The sequence below is a fragment of the Wujia sp. genome (assembly GCF_056872695.1).
On record NZ_DBMFCD010000001.1, the window covers coordinates 436,243 to 454,093 of the forward strand.

The following is a 17,851-nucleotide window of genomic DNA, read 5'->3' on the forward strand; positions in this document are numbered from 1 at the left end:
CATGCAGGATATTACGGAAAAGCTCATTAAAAATTATACAGTATATCATAAGATCTTTTATGTATTTATAGTTTTGCTTACCGTGTTGTCACGTGTCATGAAATTCACTGACAATACGCCAGTCTGTGTGACATTTGCAGCGGTGGTATTCCTGTTTGCGTTGTTTGACAGTGTGTTTTATCACATGGGTGTATTCAGAAATATGAAGATTCTGACAGCTTTTCGGTTTGTTGAAATCTGTACATACAGTATTTTCGTATCATTTGTTCCATATGAGGGTGTACTGCTCGTCGGTATGTTTATAATCTTGTTTTTGCTTGCACTGGAGTTTGTTGTTCTTGGTTCACATTATGACAAGGGAACAATTCTGGTTCGAAAAATGATGCTTGTTATACCAATGTTTATCAATTTGTGTCTGTCTTTGCAGTTCCGAAAAGAAACATTCTGGTTTTGTTATGTGCTGGTGCTTGCGATTTTTGTTGTGACACTGTTATTTGTGACAGAATTATTGGAGTATTCCAATGATGCATATGAGACATATTACTCCCAGCTTATGTTAGAACGGAATGATATACAGGATAAAAATGCAAAATTGGAAGAATATCAGGAGAAGGTCAAAAATGTAAACGAACGGGTGAATTACCAGAAGATTGAACTGGCGCGTGTAGTAAATGATCTGGAACAGGCAAACCGTGAGATTGAGTCCCAGACAGAAATCATGCGGTATATGGCTTCTTCGTTTGATATCAATAAAAATATTAACGTGATTGTAGATGCAATCATGGATGTGAAAAATCCAAAATTGTGTGCAGTTTATATGGATGCGTCTGTTAGTCCGGAAAACCATGGGATATGTATAATTAAAACGGATTATGCATCTATGGAAAGACGATTACGCAAAGATTTTGAAAAAATATATGATAACTTTGCAAATAGCAGAAAGACAACTGAAATTGTAACAGGGGACGAGTTAAAGGAACTGCGGTTTATAGGAGAAACAAATATAAAAAGTCTGGTCAAGCTTGCTATGATCAATGATAATAAGCAATATGGCATGATGCTGATTGCTTCTGATGAGGAGAAATTCTTTGAAAAAGGAATTTCCTATTATGAAACATGTCTGGTTGAATATAATGTGTCTGTCAAGAGTACTAAGTTGTATTTACAGACACAGGATATGGCACGAAAGGATGGTCTGACGCAGATTTACAATCGTGTCTATTTTGGACAACTGTTTGCGAAAGCAGCAGAAGAGGCGACTAAAACGCAGAAGCCTTTATCAGTAGCATTGTTTGATATTGATAAGTTTAAGAGTATCAATGATACATATGGACATCTTGCCGGAGATAAGGTCATCAAGATGGTGGCGTCTATCGATGATAAATATGCAAGGGCACATGGGGGATTTGCCTGTCGGTATGGTGGAGAGGAGTTCCTGCTTGTGTTACCGGGCTACGATGAAACGCAGGCATTACCAATCTTAGAGGAAATGCATAAAGAAATCCAGACAACAATTGTGCACTATGATGACAAGGAAATTCCGGTCAATGTATGTATTGGTCTGTCTTCATATCCGACAATCTGTAAGGATACAAATATCCTTGTAAATCGTGCGGATAAGTCTATGTACTATGGTAAAAGAAATGGACGAGGCAGACTGGTTGTTGACAATCCGGCAGTGGATGAAGTGTAGACTTGAGATTCTGAATTATAGATTAAAATTGTACGTGAAAAAAGACATTTAATTACAGATTTTTGGTTGTATACAAACCTTGATTTGTTTATAATGTAAAAAGATGTGAGTTGAAACTATAAAAGCAGAGGAGAAGAACAGTGGCATTTATTGATTCAATTAAAAAAAGAGCAAAACAGAACAAAAAAACAATCGTATTACCGGAAACTGCGGATATGCGTACGTTAGAGGCAGCGCATAAGATTCTGCAGGAGGAAATTGCCGACATTATTCTGGTTGGTGATAAACAGACAATTATAAAGAAAGCAGAAGGATTGGATTTGACAGGTGCGAAATTTGTTGATCCTTATGACTGTGACAAATTAAATGATTATGTATCCATTTTGGTGGAACTTCGTAAGAAGAAGGGTATGACACCGGAAGAAGCAAAGGAGCTTCTTTTGACGAATGTGTTGTATTTTGGCTGTATCATGGTAAAAGCTGGAGATGCAGATGGTATGGTAGCGGGAGCGGTAAATTCTTCTGCCAACGTACTGCGTGCGGCATTACAGATTTTAAAGACAGCACCGGATACGAAGCTTGTATCGGCATTTTTCCTGGTTGTAGTACCAAACTGTGAAATGGGTGAACATGGAACATTTATTTTCTCAGATGCAGGATTAAATCAGTTTCCAGATGCAAGAGAACTGGCAGCAATTGCAGAGAGTTCGGCAAAGTCATTTGAACTTTTGGTAGAGGCAGAACCGGTTGTTGCTATGTTGTCACATTCTACAAAGGGAAGTGCACATCATCCGGAGATTGATAAGGTCATTGAAGCATGTAAGATTGTCAACGAGGAATGTCCGGATTTGAAGTGTGATGGCGAACTGCAGAGTGATGCGGCAATCGTACCTGAGGTGGCAGCCTCCAAGGCGCCGGGCAGTGATGTGGCAGGTAAGGCGAATGTCCTGATCTTCCCGGATCTCGATGCTGGAAATATCGGTTATAAGCTTGTACAGAGACTGGCAAAGGCAGATGCGTATGGTCCAATTACACAGGGTATCGCTAAGCCTGTAAATGATCTGTCCAGAGGATGTTCCGCAGATGATATCGTGGGTGTTGTTGCAATCACAGCTGTTCAGGCACAGGCACTTGACCAGAAATAGAATAGTAAGAGAAAGCGTGAGAATATGAAGATATTAGTAATTAATTGTGGTAGTTCTTCCCTTAAGTACCAGTTGATCGACTCAGAGACAGAGCAGGTGCTTGCGAAGGGAATCTGTGAGAGAATTAAATTGGATGGTTCGCTGACGCATCAGGCAACCGGTAAGGAGAAGATTCAGATTGAGGCTCCGATGCCAGATCACAGCGCGGCAGTAAAGCTTGTTCTTCAGTATCTTCTCGATGAGAAGCTTGGCGCCATCAGCAATTTAGATGAGATTGCAGCGGTTGGACACCGTGTTGTTCATGGTGGAGAGAAGTTTTCTTCTGCAGTTTTGATCAATGAGGAAGTGCTTGCGGCAATTGAGGAGTGCAGTGACCTTGCTCCACTTCATAATCCTGCGAATCTGATTGGTATCCGTGCATGTCAGGAACTGATGCCGGGTGTTCCACAGGTAGCTGTGTTTGATACAGCGTTTCATCAGACAATGCCGGATTATGCATATACCTATGGCATTCCGTATGAATATTATGAAAAATACAAAGTCCGCCGTTATGGTTTCCATGGTACAAGCCACAGCTTCGTATCGAAGAGAACGGCTGAACTTCTGGGCAAAGATATCAAGGATACAAAGATCATTGTATGTCATCTTGGTGGTGGCGCCAGCATCTGTGCTGTCGAAGGCGGAAAATCCATCGATACAACGATGGGGCTTACTCCGTTAGAGGGTATCACAATGGGTACGAGAAGCGGCAACATTGATCCGGCAATCATAGAGTATATTGCGAACAAAGAGGGTAAGACACTGACACAGATCATCAGCATGCTTAACAAGGAGTCCGGAGTCTATGGTATCTCCGGTAAGTCCAGTGATTTCCGTGATCTGAACAAGGGAATTGCAGAGGGTGACAAGCGCTGCGAAATTGCAATGAACGTATTTACATATCAGGCAGCGAAATTTATCGGCGGTTATGTGGCAGCGATGAATGGTGTGGATGCGATTGTATTTACAGCCGGTGTTGGTGAGAATGATCCAAAAGTGAGAAAAGATACATGCAGCCATCTTGGATATCTTGGCGTGGAGATTGATGACGGAGTAAATAAGCTTCGTGGAGAAGAAGTAAAAATCTCAACAGAGAGTTCCAGAGTTCCTGTGTATGTTGTACCGACAAACGAAGAGCTTGCGATTGCAAGAGAGACAGTTGCACTTACCAGATAAATATTTTATTAAAAAATGAAAAATATCATTGACATCATATAGAATTGTTTGTATAATAAGCAAAGTGTGATTTTAAGTGTATTCTTGAAGGAGGTGTAAGGATGTCCATTTGTCCTAAGAATAAAAGTTCAAAAGCAAGACGTGACAAGCGTAGAGCAAACTGGAAGATGACAGTTCCTGGCTTGGTAAAGTGCAGCAAGTGTGGAGCACTTATGATGCCACACAGAGTATGCAAGGCTTGCGGTTCCTATAATAAGAAAGAAATCATCTCTGCTGAGTAATTCACTGAAATGAAAAAAGACTTTTCATCGAGAGGTTCTCGTTGGAAAGTCTTTTTTTGCGTGGATTTCTTGACGAAATATATGGATGCATCTATAATATATAGGATTATGTGTTATGATGCAGAATCTTGGAAAAGAAAATGTAATTGGTATCAATTGGGAATATAAGTCGAAAATATAGTTTGACAGAAAGGCATGGCGCGTATGGATAATATTATAATTGCAGTAGATACAATGGGCAGCGACAACGGAAGTGAATATTTTATTCAGGGAATTTCAGAAGCAATGACGGAATATGATGATCTGGAGTTTCTTGTGACTGGAAAGGAAGAGGAACTGAAACAGTACATTGAGCAGTATGGCTGTGATAAAACCCGTATCACGATTATAAATGCAACAGAGGAAATTACCTGCCATGATGCACCGGTAGAAGCAATCCGAAAGAAGAAAGCGTCATCCATGGTTCTTGCATTAAATGCAGTGAAGGAAGGAAATGCACAGGCGTGTATTTCGGCCGGAAATTCCGGTGCACTTCTTGCAGGAGGTCAGTTGCTGATCGGACGTGCGAAGGGGGTGAAACGAACCCCATTGGCTCCACTCATTCCACATCGATATGGTTCTTCCTTATTGATTGACTGTGGAGCAAATGTGGATGCCAAGCCGGAGAATCTGGTGCAGTTTGCAAAGATGGGTTCCATCTATATGAAGAATATAGAAGGCGTTGAGAATCCGCGAGTTGGAATCATCAATATTGGAGCAGAGGATGAGAAGGGAAACGAACTTGTGAAGGAAACCATTCCGTTACTTCGCGCATGCAACGATATCAATTTTATCGGAAGCGTGGAGTCAAGAGATATTCCAAATGGAGCAGCAGATGTGCTTGTGTGTGAAGCATTTGTCGGAAATGTGTTACTGAAATTCTTTGAAGGGCTTGGAAAGATGTTCATGTCTGAAATCAAAGATACATTGAAGAGTAGTCCAAAGACGAAGATCGGAGGAGCACTCATCTATAAGCCAATCAAGAAAACGTTTAAGCGTTATATGGCAGATGATAAGGGGGGGGCTCCATTACTTGGACTGAAGGGATTGGTTGTAAAAATTCATGGAAACTGTAAGAATAATGAGGTGCGCACAGCAATCATACAGTGCCGCAGCTTTGTGAAAAAACATGTAACAGATCAGATTATCCATACGTTTGAGGTTGACAATTCGAACAAGCAGGCATAATGAGACGGCGGATAAGAGAGACTAAGAGGGGATTAATATAGAAATGGAAGCATCGTTTCGAGAATTAGAGGAAGCAATTGGATATAGTTTTAAAGATATAAAACATTTGGAAACTGCAATGACACATAAGTCTTTTGTGAATGAAAAAACGATTAGCAGATATGAGTCTTATGAGCGTTATGAGTTCTTAGGAGATGCGATTTTGGAATTTATTGTCAGCAGATATTTATTTGTGCATTATAAACATATGCCGGAGGGAACACTGTCGAAGCTTCGTTCCAGCCTGGTCTGCGAATTTACCCTGTCTAAGATTGCAAGAGAACTTCGCTTTGGAGAGCATGCAAGGTTCAGCAAAGGAGAAAAGCAGACCGGTGGGGCAAACCGCGATTCTATTTTGTGTGATCTGTTTGAATCTGTGCTTGGAGCCATTTATCTTGATGGAGGTATGAAACCGGCTCAGGCATATGTAGAACGTCTGCTCTTACAGGATATTGAGCATAAACAGCGATTCCATGATGCCAAGTCGTCATTACAGGAATATGCGCAGAAGCATAAGCTGACGCTTGAATATGAGCTTGTGTCAGAAGAAGGTCCGGATCATGACAAGAAATTTACAGTACGCCTCTTGCTGGGAGGAAAAGAAATGACGCAGAAGACAGCGCATTCCAAGAAGGCTGCACAGCAGTATGCAGCATTTGAAGTGATGGAGACACTGCAAAAACAGCATGGAAACTAAAACAATAGAATGGTAAGGTAAAACATGTACTTAAAAAGCATTGAAATATATGGATTTAAATCCTTTGCAAATAAAATAATTTTTAAATTCAACAATGGTATCACCGGTATTGTTGGTCCAAATGGTTCTGGTAAGAGTAATGTCGGCGATGCTGTGCGCTGGGTACTTGGCGAACAGAGTGCGAAGCAACTGCGTGGTTCGAAGATGGAGGATGTTATTTTCTCTGGTACCGAGCTTCGGAAACCGCAGGGGTCAGCATATGTGGCAATCACACTGGATAACAGTGATCACAGTCTGCCGATTGATTACAATGAGGTAACGGTTGCCAGACGCGTGTATCGTTCCGGTGAGAGTGAGTATCTGATCAATGGTGTTGTCAGCCGTCTGAAGGATGTCAATTCCCTGTTCTTCGATACTGGTATCGGTAAAGAAGGATATTCAATCATCGGTCAGGGTCAGATTGAGAGAATTCTGTCAGGAAAGCCGGAGGAACGACGGGAACTGTTCGATGAGGCGGCAGGAATCGTAAAATATAAGAAGAACAAGGCAGCAACGGAGAAGTCACTGGAAACTGAACGGGCGAATTTGTCGCGCGTGAAAGATATTCTCGGGGAGCTGGAAAAACAGGTCGGACCTTTGAAGGAACAGTCAGAGACGGCACGGAAGTATCTGGTATTCAAGGATGAATTGAAGAAACTGGATATCAATGCATTTCTTTTGGATGTGGATGATACACAGGTGAAACTGGAATCCTACGAGGAGAAGCTCTCGATTGTGGAGACGGATGCGTCCCGCCTAAAAGATGAGTTCAATGCGGCAAAGGAAGAATATGAGCGTATCGAACAACAGCTCGAAGCCTATAATGAGAAGATTGATGCGGAAAAAAATGAAATTCATGAGAAGAAACTGCAAAATCAACGTTTAGAAGGTGAGATGAACGTGATTAACCAGCAGATTCTCTCATATCAGCAGAGTGATGCAGGACTTCTCGAACAGATTGAAAAGGAGACGAAGAATCTCGAGAAGCACAAGGCGGACCTGACGGGATTATATGAAGAAAAATCCCAGTTAGACGAGAAACTTGATCAGGCGGATGATGTGCTCGATGAGGCAAAAAAACAGTATCAGGATCTTGAACAGGATATTGCTTCGAAGGAACAGGCAATTGAGGATGCCAAGGCGGATATTATCGAATACTTAAATGAAGGCGGTACATTGAAGGCAAAGGTCGGCAGGTACGATACGATGCTGGAGAATATCAATCTTCGTAAGACAGAGCTTAAGAAACGTCTGCTTGAATATACGAGTGAACAGGAAAAAGCAAAGACGGAGGAAGCACAGCTCACTTCAGGAATCAAAGAGTTAGAGTGTGAGTTACAGGAAAAGAATGGACAGTTTACAGCTGTGCAGAACCTGATTACGGATCACAGCCGGAAGCTGGAAGAAAACCGACGTGGGGTCACGGAAACGAGTAATCAGATCGTCAGTCTGAAATCGAAGAAGGAGGCACTTCGCAATCTGACAGAACGATATGAAGGATATGGAAACAGTATCCGCCGTGTCATGGAGCAGAAGGCGAAGAATCCGAAGATCGTCGGCGTTGTCGCTGATATTATACAGGTGGATAAGCGGTATGAGACGGCGATAGAGACTGCACTTGGCGGAAGTATCCAGAACATCGTGACCGAGGATGATGCAACAGCCAAGAGCATGATTGCGTACCTGAAGCAGAATCGTTATGGACGTGCAACGTTTCTTCCAATCCAATCGATCGTTGATCGTTCGGGTGTAAGTAATGATGTGAAGCATGAGCAGGGAGTCGTTGGTACAGCATCGGAGCTTGTTGGATATGATAAGAAGTTCCAATCGGTTATCGGTCATCTGCTTGGCAGGATTGTTGTTGTTGACCATATTGATCATGCAATGGCTCTGGCAAAGAAATATAAGCAGAGTCTGCGTATTGTAACACTCGAGGGAGAACTGATCAATCCGGGTGGTGCACTGACGGGTGGTGCATTTAAGAATACGTCAAATCTGCTTGGCCGCAAGCGGGAGCTTGAGGAAATCGACGAACAGATTGCAAAGCTTTCGATTCAATTAGAAGACCATAAAAAGCAGATTGTAATTTTGACGGAAGACCGTGAGAAGCAAAAGGAAATCCGTGATGAATTAAATACAGAGATTCAGAATATGAATATCCGTATGAATACATATACCCTGAATCTGGAACAGGTGCAGGCGAAGCTTGCCGAGGTAGAACGCGGATTTGCCGGTATTACCCGGGAGAACGGGGAGCTTGCAACGCAGATTGATGAAATCAATGCGAATAAACAGGAATTAAAGGATAACAATCAGAAGCAGGAGGAGGCAATCCACGGACTAGAAGCGGAGATTGCAAAGCTTGAACAGGCGGTAACAGAGGAAAAGGGAAAACTGCAGGGCGCATCAGATTCAATTAACAAGCTAAATCTGGAGTTCAATACGGTACAGCAGCAATATGAGTTCCTGATGCAGAACATCCACCGTATTAAGACGGAGGAACAGACGGCAAAGGAAAACCTGCAGACGCTGAATCTGAAGCGGAACAATGGCAGTGAGGAAGCTACGACGCTTACGAAGCGTACGGAGAGCTTAAAACAGCAGTTTGATGAGAATATCCGTATGATCGCGATCAAGGAGAAGAAGCTTGCGGAACTTATCGAGGACAAGGATGTGATGAACGAAAGCCACAAGGAATTCTTCCATAAACGGGAGGAGTTATCTGAGCAGATCAACGGACTTGACAAATCGGCGTTCAAAATCAATGCGTCAATCGAGAAGCTGTCTGAACAGGCGGAAAACCTGAATAATTACATGTGGGAAGAATATGAGCTGACCTACAATCTGGCACTGGATTATAAGGATGCCGGTTTCGATGATATCTCGTCACTGAAACGGGAGATATCGGCAGTAAAGAACAAGATCAAGCAACTGGGAGATGTCAATGTCAATGCGATTGAAGATTATAAGCAGGTATCGGAACGCTACGAGTTCTTAAAAGCGCAGCATGATGATATATGCAAGGCAGAGGCAAACCTTGTAAATATCATTGCAGAGCTTGACCGTGCGATGCGGGAACAGTTTGCGGAGAAATTCAAGGAGATCCGCGTCATGTTCTCGAAAGTATTCAAGGAACTGTTCGGTGGTGGTAAGGCAGACCTTGAGCTGGTTGATGAGGAAGATCTGCTAGAAACAGGAATCAAGATTATCGCACAGCCGCCAGGAAAGAAGCTGCAGAACATGATGCAGCTTTCCGGTGGAGAGAAGAGTTTGACGGCAATTTCCCTGCTCTTTGCAATCCAGAGCTTAAAACCGTCACCGTTCTGTCTGCTCGATGAGATTGAGGCGGCGCTTGATGATTCGAATGTTAAGCGCTTTGCAAAATATCTGTCCAAGCTGACAAAGGACACGCAGTTTATCGTTATTACACACCGTAAAGGTACGATGGAAGCGGCAGATATCCTGTATGGTATCACTATGCAGGAAAAAGGCGTTTCGACGCTTGTATCGGTGAATATGATAGAGAACGAACTCGATGATTAAGGAGGTGTAAGATATGGGTTGGTTTACCAAGAAGAAAAAAGGGGAAACTACAGATGAGGAATCGGTGGTACAGACACAGGAAGAAGCCAATGAGGAACAGGCAGAGACAGAACCGGTGCTGGCAGAGGAAGAAATACCTGTAATTTCCACAGAGACCGCAGATACAGAGAATCAGGTGGAAATACAGGAAGATGAGCCAGAAGAAGCCCAGGTTCCACAGAAAAAAGGATTCTTCGCAAGATTAAAAGAAGGACTTACGAAGACGAGAAACAGCATTTCGGACAGCTTCAACAACTTGTTTAAGGCAAGTGAGTTGGATGATGATTTCTATGATGAGCTCGAAGAGACACTGGTTATGTCGGATATGGGTTATGAGACGACTGAGCGGATCGTCGAAGATTTAAAAGTACGTGTCAAGGAAGAACATATCAAGGAAGCACAGGCATGCCGGGATCTGGTGATTAACCTTATACGGGATCAGATGCAGGTGGATGAGACCGCGTATGATTTCGAGAATAAGAAAACAGTTGTGCTTGTGATTGGTGTAAACGGTGTTGGGAAGACAACTTCGATCGGAAAGCTGGCAGCACAGTATAAGGCGCGTGGCAAGAAGGTGCTGATGGCGGCGGCAGATACATTCCGAGCAGCGGCGATCGACCAGTTAAAGACATGGGCAAACCGTGCTGGTGTGGACATTATCGCCCAAAATGAAGGGGCAGATCCATCGGCAGTTGTCTATGATGCAGTTGCAGCGGCGAAGAGCCGGAATACGGACATTCTGTTAATCGATACAGCCGGACGTCTGCACAACAAGAAGAATCTGATGGATGAGCTTGCGAAGATGCGGCGTATCATCACACGGGAGTATCCGGAGGCAAATGTGGAGTCTCTGATCGTGCTGGATGGAACGACCGGACAGAACGCGTTAGAGCAGGCAAGACAGTTCAGCTCTGTGACAGAAATCAATGGTATTATCATTACGAAGCTGGATGGAACGGCGAAGGGTGGTATTGCAATTGCAATTCAGTCTGAACTCAATGTTCCGGTCAAATACATCGGAATCGGCGAGCAAATCGACGATCTGCAGAAGTTTGATCCAAACAGCTATGTAAATGCATTGTTTGCGGATTTTGATATGCGTTCGGATGTGGAGATTCTTGTTGATGAGAATATCGAGAACATCCCGAAGGATGACGATTTGTTTGATATGAAATGATCAAGCAAATATAAATCAATGATAGAAGAAACATACAGGAAAGAAGGATAAAAGAATGGCAGAAAAGACACAGACAGAACAGAAACTGACACTCGAGAAATTTGAGCAGGCGTATGAGATTGTAAAGAAAGTGACAAAACCAACCGGATTGATTGAAAGTGAATTTTTCTCACAGTCATGCGGCAATAAAGTTTATTTGAAGCCGGAGAATATGCAGGTAACAGGTGCATATAAGATTCGTGGAGCATATTATAAGATCAGCACGTTGTCCGATGCAGACCGTAAGAAGGGACTTATCACAGCCTCTGCCGGAAACCATGCACAGGGAGTTGCTTATGCAGCTAAGGCATATGGTGTGAAAGCGACAATCGTTATGCCTACATCTACGCCGCTTATCAAGGTAAACCGTACGAAGTCGTATGGAGCTGAGGTTGTACTGTACGGAGATGTCTATGATGATGCCTGCCAGTATGCATTGAAGCTTGCGGAAGAAAAAGGATATACATTTATCCATCCATTTGATGACCTGGATGTTGCAACCGGACAGAGTACAGTTGCCATGGAAATCTTAAAGGATCTTCCATTCGTTGATATTATTTTAGTACCGGTTGGCGGTGGCGGACTTGCTACAGGTGTATCGACGCTTGCCAAGATGCTGAATCCAAATATCAGGGTGATTGGTGTGGAACCAGCAGGTGCAGCCTGCCTCAAAGCATCTCTTGCTAATGACAAGGTGACGACATTGCCAAAGGTTGACACGATTGCAGATGGTACTGCCGTAAAGACACCGGGAACAAAGATTTTCCCATATCTGAAGGAGAATCTGGATGATATCATCACGGTTGAGGATAGCGAACTGATCGTAGCATTTCTTGATATGTTAGAGAACCACAAGATGCTCGTAGAAAACAGTGGTCTGCTCACGGTTGCAGCACTCAAGCACCTTGAACCGAAGGGACAGAAGGTTGTCAGCATCTTAAGTGGTGGTAATATGGATGTGATCACATTCTCATCTGTTGTACAGCATGGCCTGATCGCGAGAAGCCGGATCTTCACAGTGTCTGTATTGCTCCCAGATAAGCCGGGTGAATTGCAGCGTGTGGCAGGTGTAATTGCCGGAGAAAACGGAAACATCATCAAGCTTGAGCACAACCAGTTTGTAACGATCAATCGTAATTCTGCTGTGGAACTTGTAATTACGATTGAAGCATTTGGACCGGAGCATAAGGAGCAGATTCTGCGCGTACTTTCCGAGCAGGGATATCGCCCGATTGAAAAGAAACCGAAGGCGATTTTCTAATATGCGACACATATATATGGCGGTAGACCTTGGTTCTACCATGATTGACAGCTGCCTGATCGATGCGGAGGGAAAAGATGTGCTTGCACAGCGGAGTACGAAGAATCCCCAGCGTCTGTATGGCAGCGACGTGATAAATCGAATCTTAACTGTGAAACGGGATATAAGCTTTCTTGTGAAAATGCGCGATCAGGCTGTCTCTGCAATCGTGGAACTGCTGCAGGAAATGCTTGCAGATACGAAAAAACAGGTGGAACATACCGAACGGGAACATGAGCTTGTGAAGCTGGATGCTGTTGCAATCACGGGAAATACGACGATGATCTCCATTCTGCTCGGGTATGATATATCGGATATGGGCGAGGCTCCATTTCCAACGACGTTGCATGGCAGTGTGATCGTGTCTGGACAGGAGATATTTACAAAAGAACAGATGGCGGTTGTCGAGGATGAATATCCGGAGATCATAGATGAGGATTGTAATATATTCTTATCTGGATGCAGCAGTGCTTTTCTTGGCGGCGACGTGATTGCAGGCGTGATGCATATCGAAAAAAGTTGGAATGCGGAAGTGCCGGAACGATATATGTTTTTAGATCTTGGTACAAATGGTGAGATGGTTTTAAAAGATGGAGAGCAGTATTTCGCAACGAGTACCGCCTGTGGACCGGCATTTGAGGGATGTGCGAGAAAACAGCATGCCTATGGAAACAGTCTGCTCGAAGCGATTGCGCTTGGCAGGAGACTAGAGAAGATTCATGCAAACGGTACACTGGCAGAGGAGTTTCTGGATGGAGGTATTGTGATTCACGGAATCAGTATCAACTCAGAAATCCTGCAGTCCATCATGCTTGCAAAGGCGGCAGTGTATGCAGGAATTAAATGTCTGCTAAAAACAGCTGACCTACATGCAAGAGATATTGACAAGGTATATATTGCCGGTGGATTTGGCTTTTATTTGAATGCGCGGGATGCGATAGATCTTGGTATGCTTCCGCAGGATTTCATGGATAAGCTGGAAGTGGTTGGAAATACATCGCTTGCCGGTGCCACAGATCTTTTGATTCACGGACCACTGAGCCGTGATTTTGAAGTATATCGGGAGAAGCTTCAGGTGATTGATCTGACGCAGACAGAAGGTTTTCAGGACAGTCTGATTGATGCATGCAGCTTTGTAAGACTTACATAACGAAGCTAAAATGGGGGATTGCCAATGGAACAACACAGTTTAAAATTAAAATTACTGGATTCGTTCTATGATATGGTAACGACGAAAAAGTCGAATCTGCCAATCTATCATGGAAATGATAACAAAGAGTTTGTGCCTGCGTATATGGCAGGAAATAAAAAGGTCTGCAATCCACTTATAGCAAATATCAATCTGTCGAAAACCCAAGATTTTATTCAGTCACTTTCCGAGGATAAGAAGGTAGGGCTTGCAGGAATTGCAATCTTAAAGGACGGAAAATTGGTTGCAGAGCATTATGTGCCACCGTATAGCGCAGGATATAGACATGTATCCTTTTCCATGTGTAAATCGGTTACGTCCATGGCGGTCGGCTTGGCAATAGAAGAGGGGCTGTTAACACTCGATGAAAAGCTGGTTGATATCTTTCCGGAGTATACCGGACTTTTCACAAAGAAGGCGATGAAGGAAGTTACAGTGAAGCATCTGCTCACGATGACAGCAGGGGTGAAATTTGACGAAGTAAGCTCGTATTTTGCTGAAGACTGGCGCAAAGCATTTATTGGCAGTGATTTGAGTTTTGCACCGGGAACAGATTTTACTTATAATAGTTTGAACACTTATATGCTTGCATCAATCGTGGTGAAGCGTGCAGGATGTTCACTACTTGCCTATTTGAAATCCCGTCTGTTCCGACCGCTTGGTATCCATAATATCACTTGGGACTGCTGCCCGAAGGGCATTGAACGGGGCGGCTGGGGCATGAAGCTTTCCTTGCAGGATATGGTAAAGCTTGGTGAGCTTTACTTAAATGATGGTGCGATCATCCGGGATGGAAAACACATCCAGCTTTTAAGCCGGGCATGGATCCGCGAATCAACACAGACGCATGTGGAGTTTGAGGATACGACACTCACGAAGGGATATGGATATCAGATATGGTGTTTAAAGGATGGCGCATGGCTGTTCAATGGCGTATTTGGACAGAATGTCTATATTAATCAGAGAAGGAATCTGGTGATTGCCTGTACCGCAGGTGGTTATGAAGTGTTTCCAGAGGGACATCTTGTTACAAGAATCTGCAAGTTTGTGGCGGATGAGGAGAATTTTATCCGAAGGCCGTTTGCGGCGATTGGTGACACAGTGCAAAACTATATCGCAGAAAAACGGGATCGGAGGAATTCGAAACAGCTTGATCCAGCGTATGCAGCCTATATGGAACGTGTGATAAAGCCATATACAGATAGAACCTATGATGTGGCCGATTATGCATCGAGCATCCTGCCAAATGCGAATCAGATGTTTTATTCGCTGTATATGACAGGCATTGAACAGTTAGGCATTTCATACAAAAAGGAATACCTTGTACTGCATGTGCGGGATGGAAAAAAGGTGTATCATATCCGTGTTGGATATCTGTCGGCACAGCCGTATATCTATCAGATCTTAGATATTGGAGGAAAGAAGCTTCCGGTTGCTGCCGGTTGTGAGCTGATTGATGGAACGGAGAAAGGATTTGGATTGAAGATCCGCATCATTTATCTTGAAGAGGTTGCGAACAAGGTGATTGATTTACAGTTTGAAGGTAACAAGGTCAAGATCCGTGCGGTTGGCACACCGAACCTCGTGAAGTTCATGGAGAAACTTTTTGGCGAGGCAATGATGCAACGGACGAAGAAGCTTGGTCGATGGAAGGATTCCACATTTTTAAAAGAGAAAATGAAGAAAGTGTTATTCCCGGAGAGTGAGGGAATTGCGAGATAAACTATGAAGATGATGACGATTGCCAGCGGGAGCAGCGGAAACTGTACCTACGTTGGCAGTGAAAATACTGGGATATTAGTTGATGTCGGAGTCAGCAAGAAAAAAATATCAGATGCGTTACACGACGTAGACCGGACGTTTACAGACATTAACGGCATCGTGATCACGCATGAACATATTGACCATATACGCGGTCTCGGTGTAATATCAAGGGCGTATGGTATTCCGATCTATGCGACAGAGGCGACGATAGAGGAAATTAAATACACGACGAGCCTTGGAACACTTGACTATGGATTGTTCCATAGCATTAAGCCGGATGAACCATTTGTGGTTGGTAATATCGAAGTCCGGGCGTACAGTACCTGGCATGATGCAGCCGATCCAGTCTGTTACAGTCTGCTGTGTGAGGAGAAAAAGATTGCCGTTGCGACCGATATGGGAGGATATGATGGTTATATGATACAGGCACTCAAAGATGCAGATGCACTTTTAGTGGAGGCAAATCATGATATCCGCATGTTGCAGGTAGGGCCATATCCGTATTCAACCAAACAGCGGATCTTAAGCAGTTATGGACATTTGTGCAACGAAGCGGGCGGGAAACTGATCCGTGATGTGCTCAATGATCATATAAAAACTATTTTTCTTGGGCATTTGTCAAAGGAAAATAACTTACCGGAGCTTGCCTATGCGGCAGTTGCGGCAGAGTTAGAAGGAAATCCGTTCACAGACGATGTGAGAGATTTCCATTTGCAGGTGGCAAACAGAGATACACACAGTGAGCTGCTTGATATTTAAGTATATTTCAATACACGGAGGAAGAGTAAGATGAAGAAAACAATTATCACGGTAGTAGGAAAAGACAGAGTCGGTATTATTGCAAAAGTGTGTGTATATCTTGCCGAGAACAATATCAACATCCTTGATATTGCCCAGACAATCGTAGACGGCTATTTCAATATGATGATGGTTGTCAATGCTGAAGCTGCATCCAAGGATCATGACCAGATTGCGGAGGATCTTGTAGGTATCGGAGAGGAACTTGGTGTGCAGATCAAGGCACAGCAGGAAGAAATCTTTGACATGATGCACAGACTGTAATTGGATGGAGGAAAGCAAATGATTAGCATAAATGAAGTAATCGAAACCAATGCAATGATCTCCCGGATGAATCTTGATGTCCGTACGATCACAATGGGTATCAGCCTGCTTGACTGTGTGGGCGGTACACTCAAGGAAACCTGTGATAATATCTATAACAAGATTACAACGAAGGCAAAGGATCTGGTTTATACAGGCGAGGAAATCTCTAAAAAATATGGTATTCCAATCGTAAATAAGCGAATTTCTGTTACACCGATTGCACTTGTAGGTGGCAGTGTATGTAAGACAAGCGATGATTTTGTTGAGATCGCAAAGACGCTTGATCGTGCAGCTGATATGGTAGGCGTTAACTTTATCGGTGGATATTCTGCTCTTGTTTCGAAGAGTATGACAAAGGCTGATGAGCTTTTGATCCGTTCTATCCCCAAGGCATTGGCGGTAACCGGAAAGGTTTGTTCTTCCGTCAATACCGGTTCCACAAAGACCGGTATCAATATGGATGCAGTCAAGCTGATCGGTGAAATTGTATTGGAGACAGCAGAGCTTACGAAGGACCAGGATTCCATCGGATGTGCAAAGTTTGTTGTATTCTGTAATGCACCGGATGACAATCCGTTTATGGCAGGTGCATTCCATGGTGTGACAGAGGCGGACTGTATCATTAACGTTGGCGTTAGTGGTCCGGGTGTTGTAAAGGCAGCACTTGAGGCAGTTCGTGGTGAGAATTTTGAAGTGCTCTGTGAGACGATTAAGAAAACAGCATTTAAGATCACAAGAGTTGGACAGCTTGTAGCGAAGGAAGCATCTGCGAGACTTGGAGTGCCATTTGGTATTATCGATCTTTCGCTTGCCCCAACACCTGCAGTTGGCGACAGTGTCGGTGAAATTCTTGAGGAGATTGGTCTGGAATTTTCCGGTGCACCTGGCACGACAGCGGCACTTGCCATGCTCAATGATCAGGTAAAAAAGGGCGGCGTTATGGCATCCTCTTATGTCGGTGGACTTTCCGGTGCATTTATCCCGGTCAGTGAGGATCAGCGTATGATAGATGCCGTAGAAGCAGGTGCCCTTACAATCGAGAAGCTTGAGGCAATGACATGTGTCTGCTCGGTTGGCCTGGATATGCTTGCAATCCCTGGCGATACGAAGGCAACGACAATCTCTGGTATTATTGCAGATGAGATGGCACTTGGCATGGTAAACCAGAAGACAACAGCTGTCCGTATCATTCCTGTAATCGGAAAGACAGTTGGCGATAAGGCAGAGTTTGGTGGATTGCTCGGCTATGCTCCAATCATGCCGGTAAACCAGTATTCCTGCGATGCATTTATCAATCGTGGAGGAAGAATCCCAGCGCCAATCCACAGCTTTAAGAACTAATTATAGAATAAAGGTCAGA

The 17,851-nt window shown here is 43.7% G+C and carries 14 protein-coding genes; all 14 read left to right on the forward strand.

Annotated elements, in window-relative coordinates:
- Position 1: 1 nt before the first annotated feature.
- The 14 genes from ACZQK9_RS01945 (at position 2) to ACZQK9_RS02010 (ending at position 17,832) form a co-directional block, all read left to right on the forward strand.
- Positions 2-1,693, forward strand: coding sequence for a diguanylate cyclase (locus tag ACZQK9_RS01945; RefSeq protein WP_483269435.1), 1,692 nt, complete (start codon positions 2-4; stop codon positions 1,691-1,693).
- A 140-nt stretch (positions 1,694-1,833) separates the two neighbouring features.
- Complete coding sequence (pta, locus tag ACZQK9_RS01950; RefSeq protein ID WP_178016732.1) at positions 1,834-2,838, forward strand: phosphate acetyltransferase; 1,005 nt, start codon at positions 1,834-1,836, stop codon at positions 2,836-2,838.
- Between the two features lie 24 nt (positions 2,839-2,862).
- Positions 2,863-4,053: an acetate/propionate family kinase gene (locus ACZQK9_RS01955; RefSeq protein ID WP_483269436.1), complete on the forward strand. Its 1,191-nt coding sequence runs from the start codon at positions 2,863-2,865 to the stop codon at positions 4,051-4,053.
- A gap of 101 nt (positions 4,054-4,154) precedes the next feature.
- Positions 4,155-4,334, forward strand: coding sequence for a 50S ribosomal protein L32 (rpmF, locus tag ACZQK9_RS01960; RefSeq protein WP_021985575.1), 180 nt, complete (start codon positions 4,155-4,157; stop codon positions 4,332-4,334).
- A gap of 204 nt (positions 4,335-4,538) precedes the next feature.
- On the forward strand, positions 4,539-5,561 hold the full coding sequence (plsX, locus tag ACZQK9_RS01965) for a phosphate acyltransferase PlsX (RefSeq protein WP_483269437.1): 1,023 nt from the start codon (positions 4,539-4,541) through the stop codon (positions 5,559-5,561).
- A gap of 43 nt (positions 5,562-5,604) precedes the next feature.
- The gene (rnc, locus tag ACZQK9_RS01970) at positions 5,605-6,297 is read left to right on the forward strand and encodes a ribonuclease III (protein WP_178016735.1); all 693 of its coding nucleotides are present in this window, start codon (positions 5,605-5,607) and stop codon (positions 6,295-6,297) included.
- A 24-nt stretch (positions 6,298-6,321) separates the two neighbouring features.
- Complete coding sequence (gene smc / locus ACZQK9_RS01975) at positions 6,322-9,879, forward strand: chromosome segregation protein SMC (protein ID WP_178016736.1); 3,558 nt, start codon at positions 6,322-6,324, stop codon at positions 9,877-9,879.
- Between the two features lie 13 nt (positions 9,880-9,892).
- A complete protein-coding gene (ftsY, locus tag ACZQK9_RS01980) occupies positions 9,893-11,095 on the forward strand; it encodes a signal recognition particle-docking protein FtsY (RefSeq protein ID WP_483269438.1) in 1,203 nt (400 codons plus the stop codon).
- 55 nt (positions 11,096-11,150) lie between these two features.
- On the forward strand, positions 11,151-12,395 hold the full coding sequence (ilvA, locus tag ACZQK9_RS01985; protein WP_178016738.1) for a threonine ammonia-lyase: 1,245 nt from the start codon (positions 11,151-11,153) through the stop codon (positions 12,393-12,395).
- 1 nt (position 12,396) lies between these two features.
- Complete coding sequence (locus tag ACZQK9_RS01990) at positions 12,397-13,584, forward strand: ASKHA domain-containing protein (protein WP_178016739.1); 1,188 nt, start codon at positions 12,397-12,399, stop codon at positions 13,582-13,584.
- A gap of 24 nt (positions 13,585-13,608) precedes the next feature.
- On the forward strand, positions 13,609-15,345 hold the full coding sequence (locus tag ACZQK9_RS01995; protein ID WP_483269439.1) for a serine hydrolase domain-containing protein: 1,737 nt from the start codon (positions 13,609-13,611) through the stop codon (positions 15,343-15,345).
- A 3-nt stretch (positions 15,346-15,348) separates the two neighbouring features.
- A complete protein-coding gene (locus tag ACZQK9_RS02000) occupies positions 15,349-16,146 on the forward strand; it encodes an MBL fold metallo-hydrolase (protein ID WP_216506703.1) in 798 nt (265 codons plus the stop codon).
- A gap of 30 nt (positions 16,147-16,176) precedes the next feature.
- The gene (locus tag ACZQK9_RS02005; protein ID WP_216506701.1) at positions 16,177-16,449 is read left to right on the forward strand and encodes an ACT domain-containing protein; all 273 of its coding nucleotides are present in this window, start codon (positions 16,177-16,179) and stop codon (positions 16,447-16,449) included.
- An 18-nt stretch (positions 16,450-16,467) separates the two neighbouring features.
- Positions 16,468-17,832 carry a PFL family protein gene (locus ACZQK9_RS02010; RefSeq protein WP_483269440.1) on the forward strand — a complete coding sequence of 455 codons (1,365 nt, stop codon included), beginning with the start codon at positions 16,468-16,470 and terminating at the stop codon, positions 17,830-17,832.
- The last annotated feature ends 19 nt before the right edge of the window (positions 17,833-17,851 follow it).

Coding starts and splice junctions, on each gene's coding strand:
- ACZQK9_RS01945 (WP_483269435.1), top strand. CDS start 2: ATGCAGGATATTACGGAAAAGCTCATTAAAAATTATACAGTATATCAT.
- ACZQK9_RS01955 (WP_483269436.1), top strand. CDS start 2,863: ATGAAGATATTAGTAATTAATTGTGGTAGTTCTTCCCTTAAGTACCAG.
- rpmF (WP_021985575.1), top strand. CDS start 4,155: ATGTCCATTTGTCCTAAGAATAAAAGTTCAAAAGCAAGACGTGACAAG.
- plsX (WP_483269437.1), top strand. CDS start 4,539: ATGGATAATATTATAATTGCAGTAGATACAATGGGCAGCGACAACGGA.
- rnc (WP_178016735.1), top strand. CDS start 5,605: ATGGAAGCATCGTTTCGAGAATTAGAGGAAGCAATTGGATATAGTTTT.
- smc (WP_178016736.1), top strand. CDS start 6,322: ATGTACTTAAAAAGCATTGAAATATATGGATTTAAATCCTTTGCAAAT.
- ftsY (WP_483269438.1), top strand. CDS start 9,893: ATGGGTTGGTTTACCAAGAAGAAAAAAGGGGAAACTACAGATGAGGAA.
- ilvA (WP_178016738.1), top strand. CDS start 11,151: ATGGCAGAAAAGACACAGACAGAACAGAAACTGACACTCGAGAAATTT.
- ACZQK9_RS01990 (WP_178016739.1), top strand. CDS start 12,397: ATGCGACACATATATATGGCGGTAGACCTTGGTTCTACCATGATTGAC.
- ACZQK9_RS01995 (WP_483269439.1), top strand. CDS start 13,609: ATGGAACAACACAGTTTAAAATTAAAATTACTGGATTCGTTCTATGAT.
- ACZQK9_RS02000 (WP_216506703.1), top strand. CDS start 15,349: ATGAAGATGATGACGATTGCCAGCGGGAGCAGCGGAAACTGTACCTAC.
- ACZQK9_RS02005 (WP_216506701.1), top strand. CDS start 16,177: ATGAAGAAAACAATTATCACGGTAGTAGGAAAAGACAGAGTCGGTATT.
- ACZQK9_RS02010 (WP_483269440.1), top strand. CDS start 16,468: ATGATTAGCATAAATGAAGTAATCGAAACCAATGCAATGATCTCCCGG.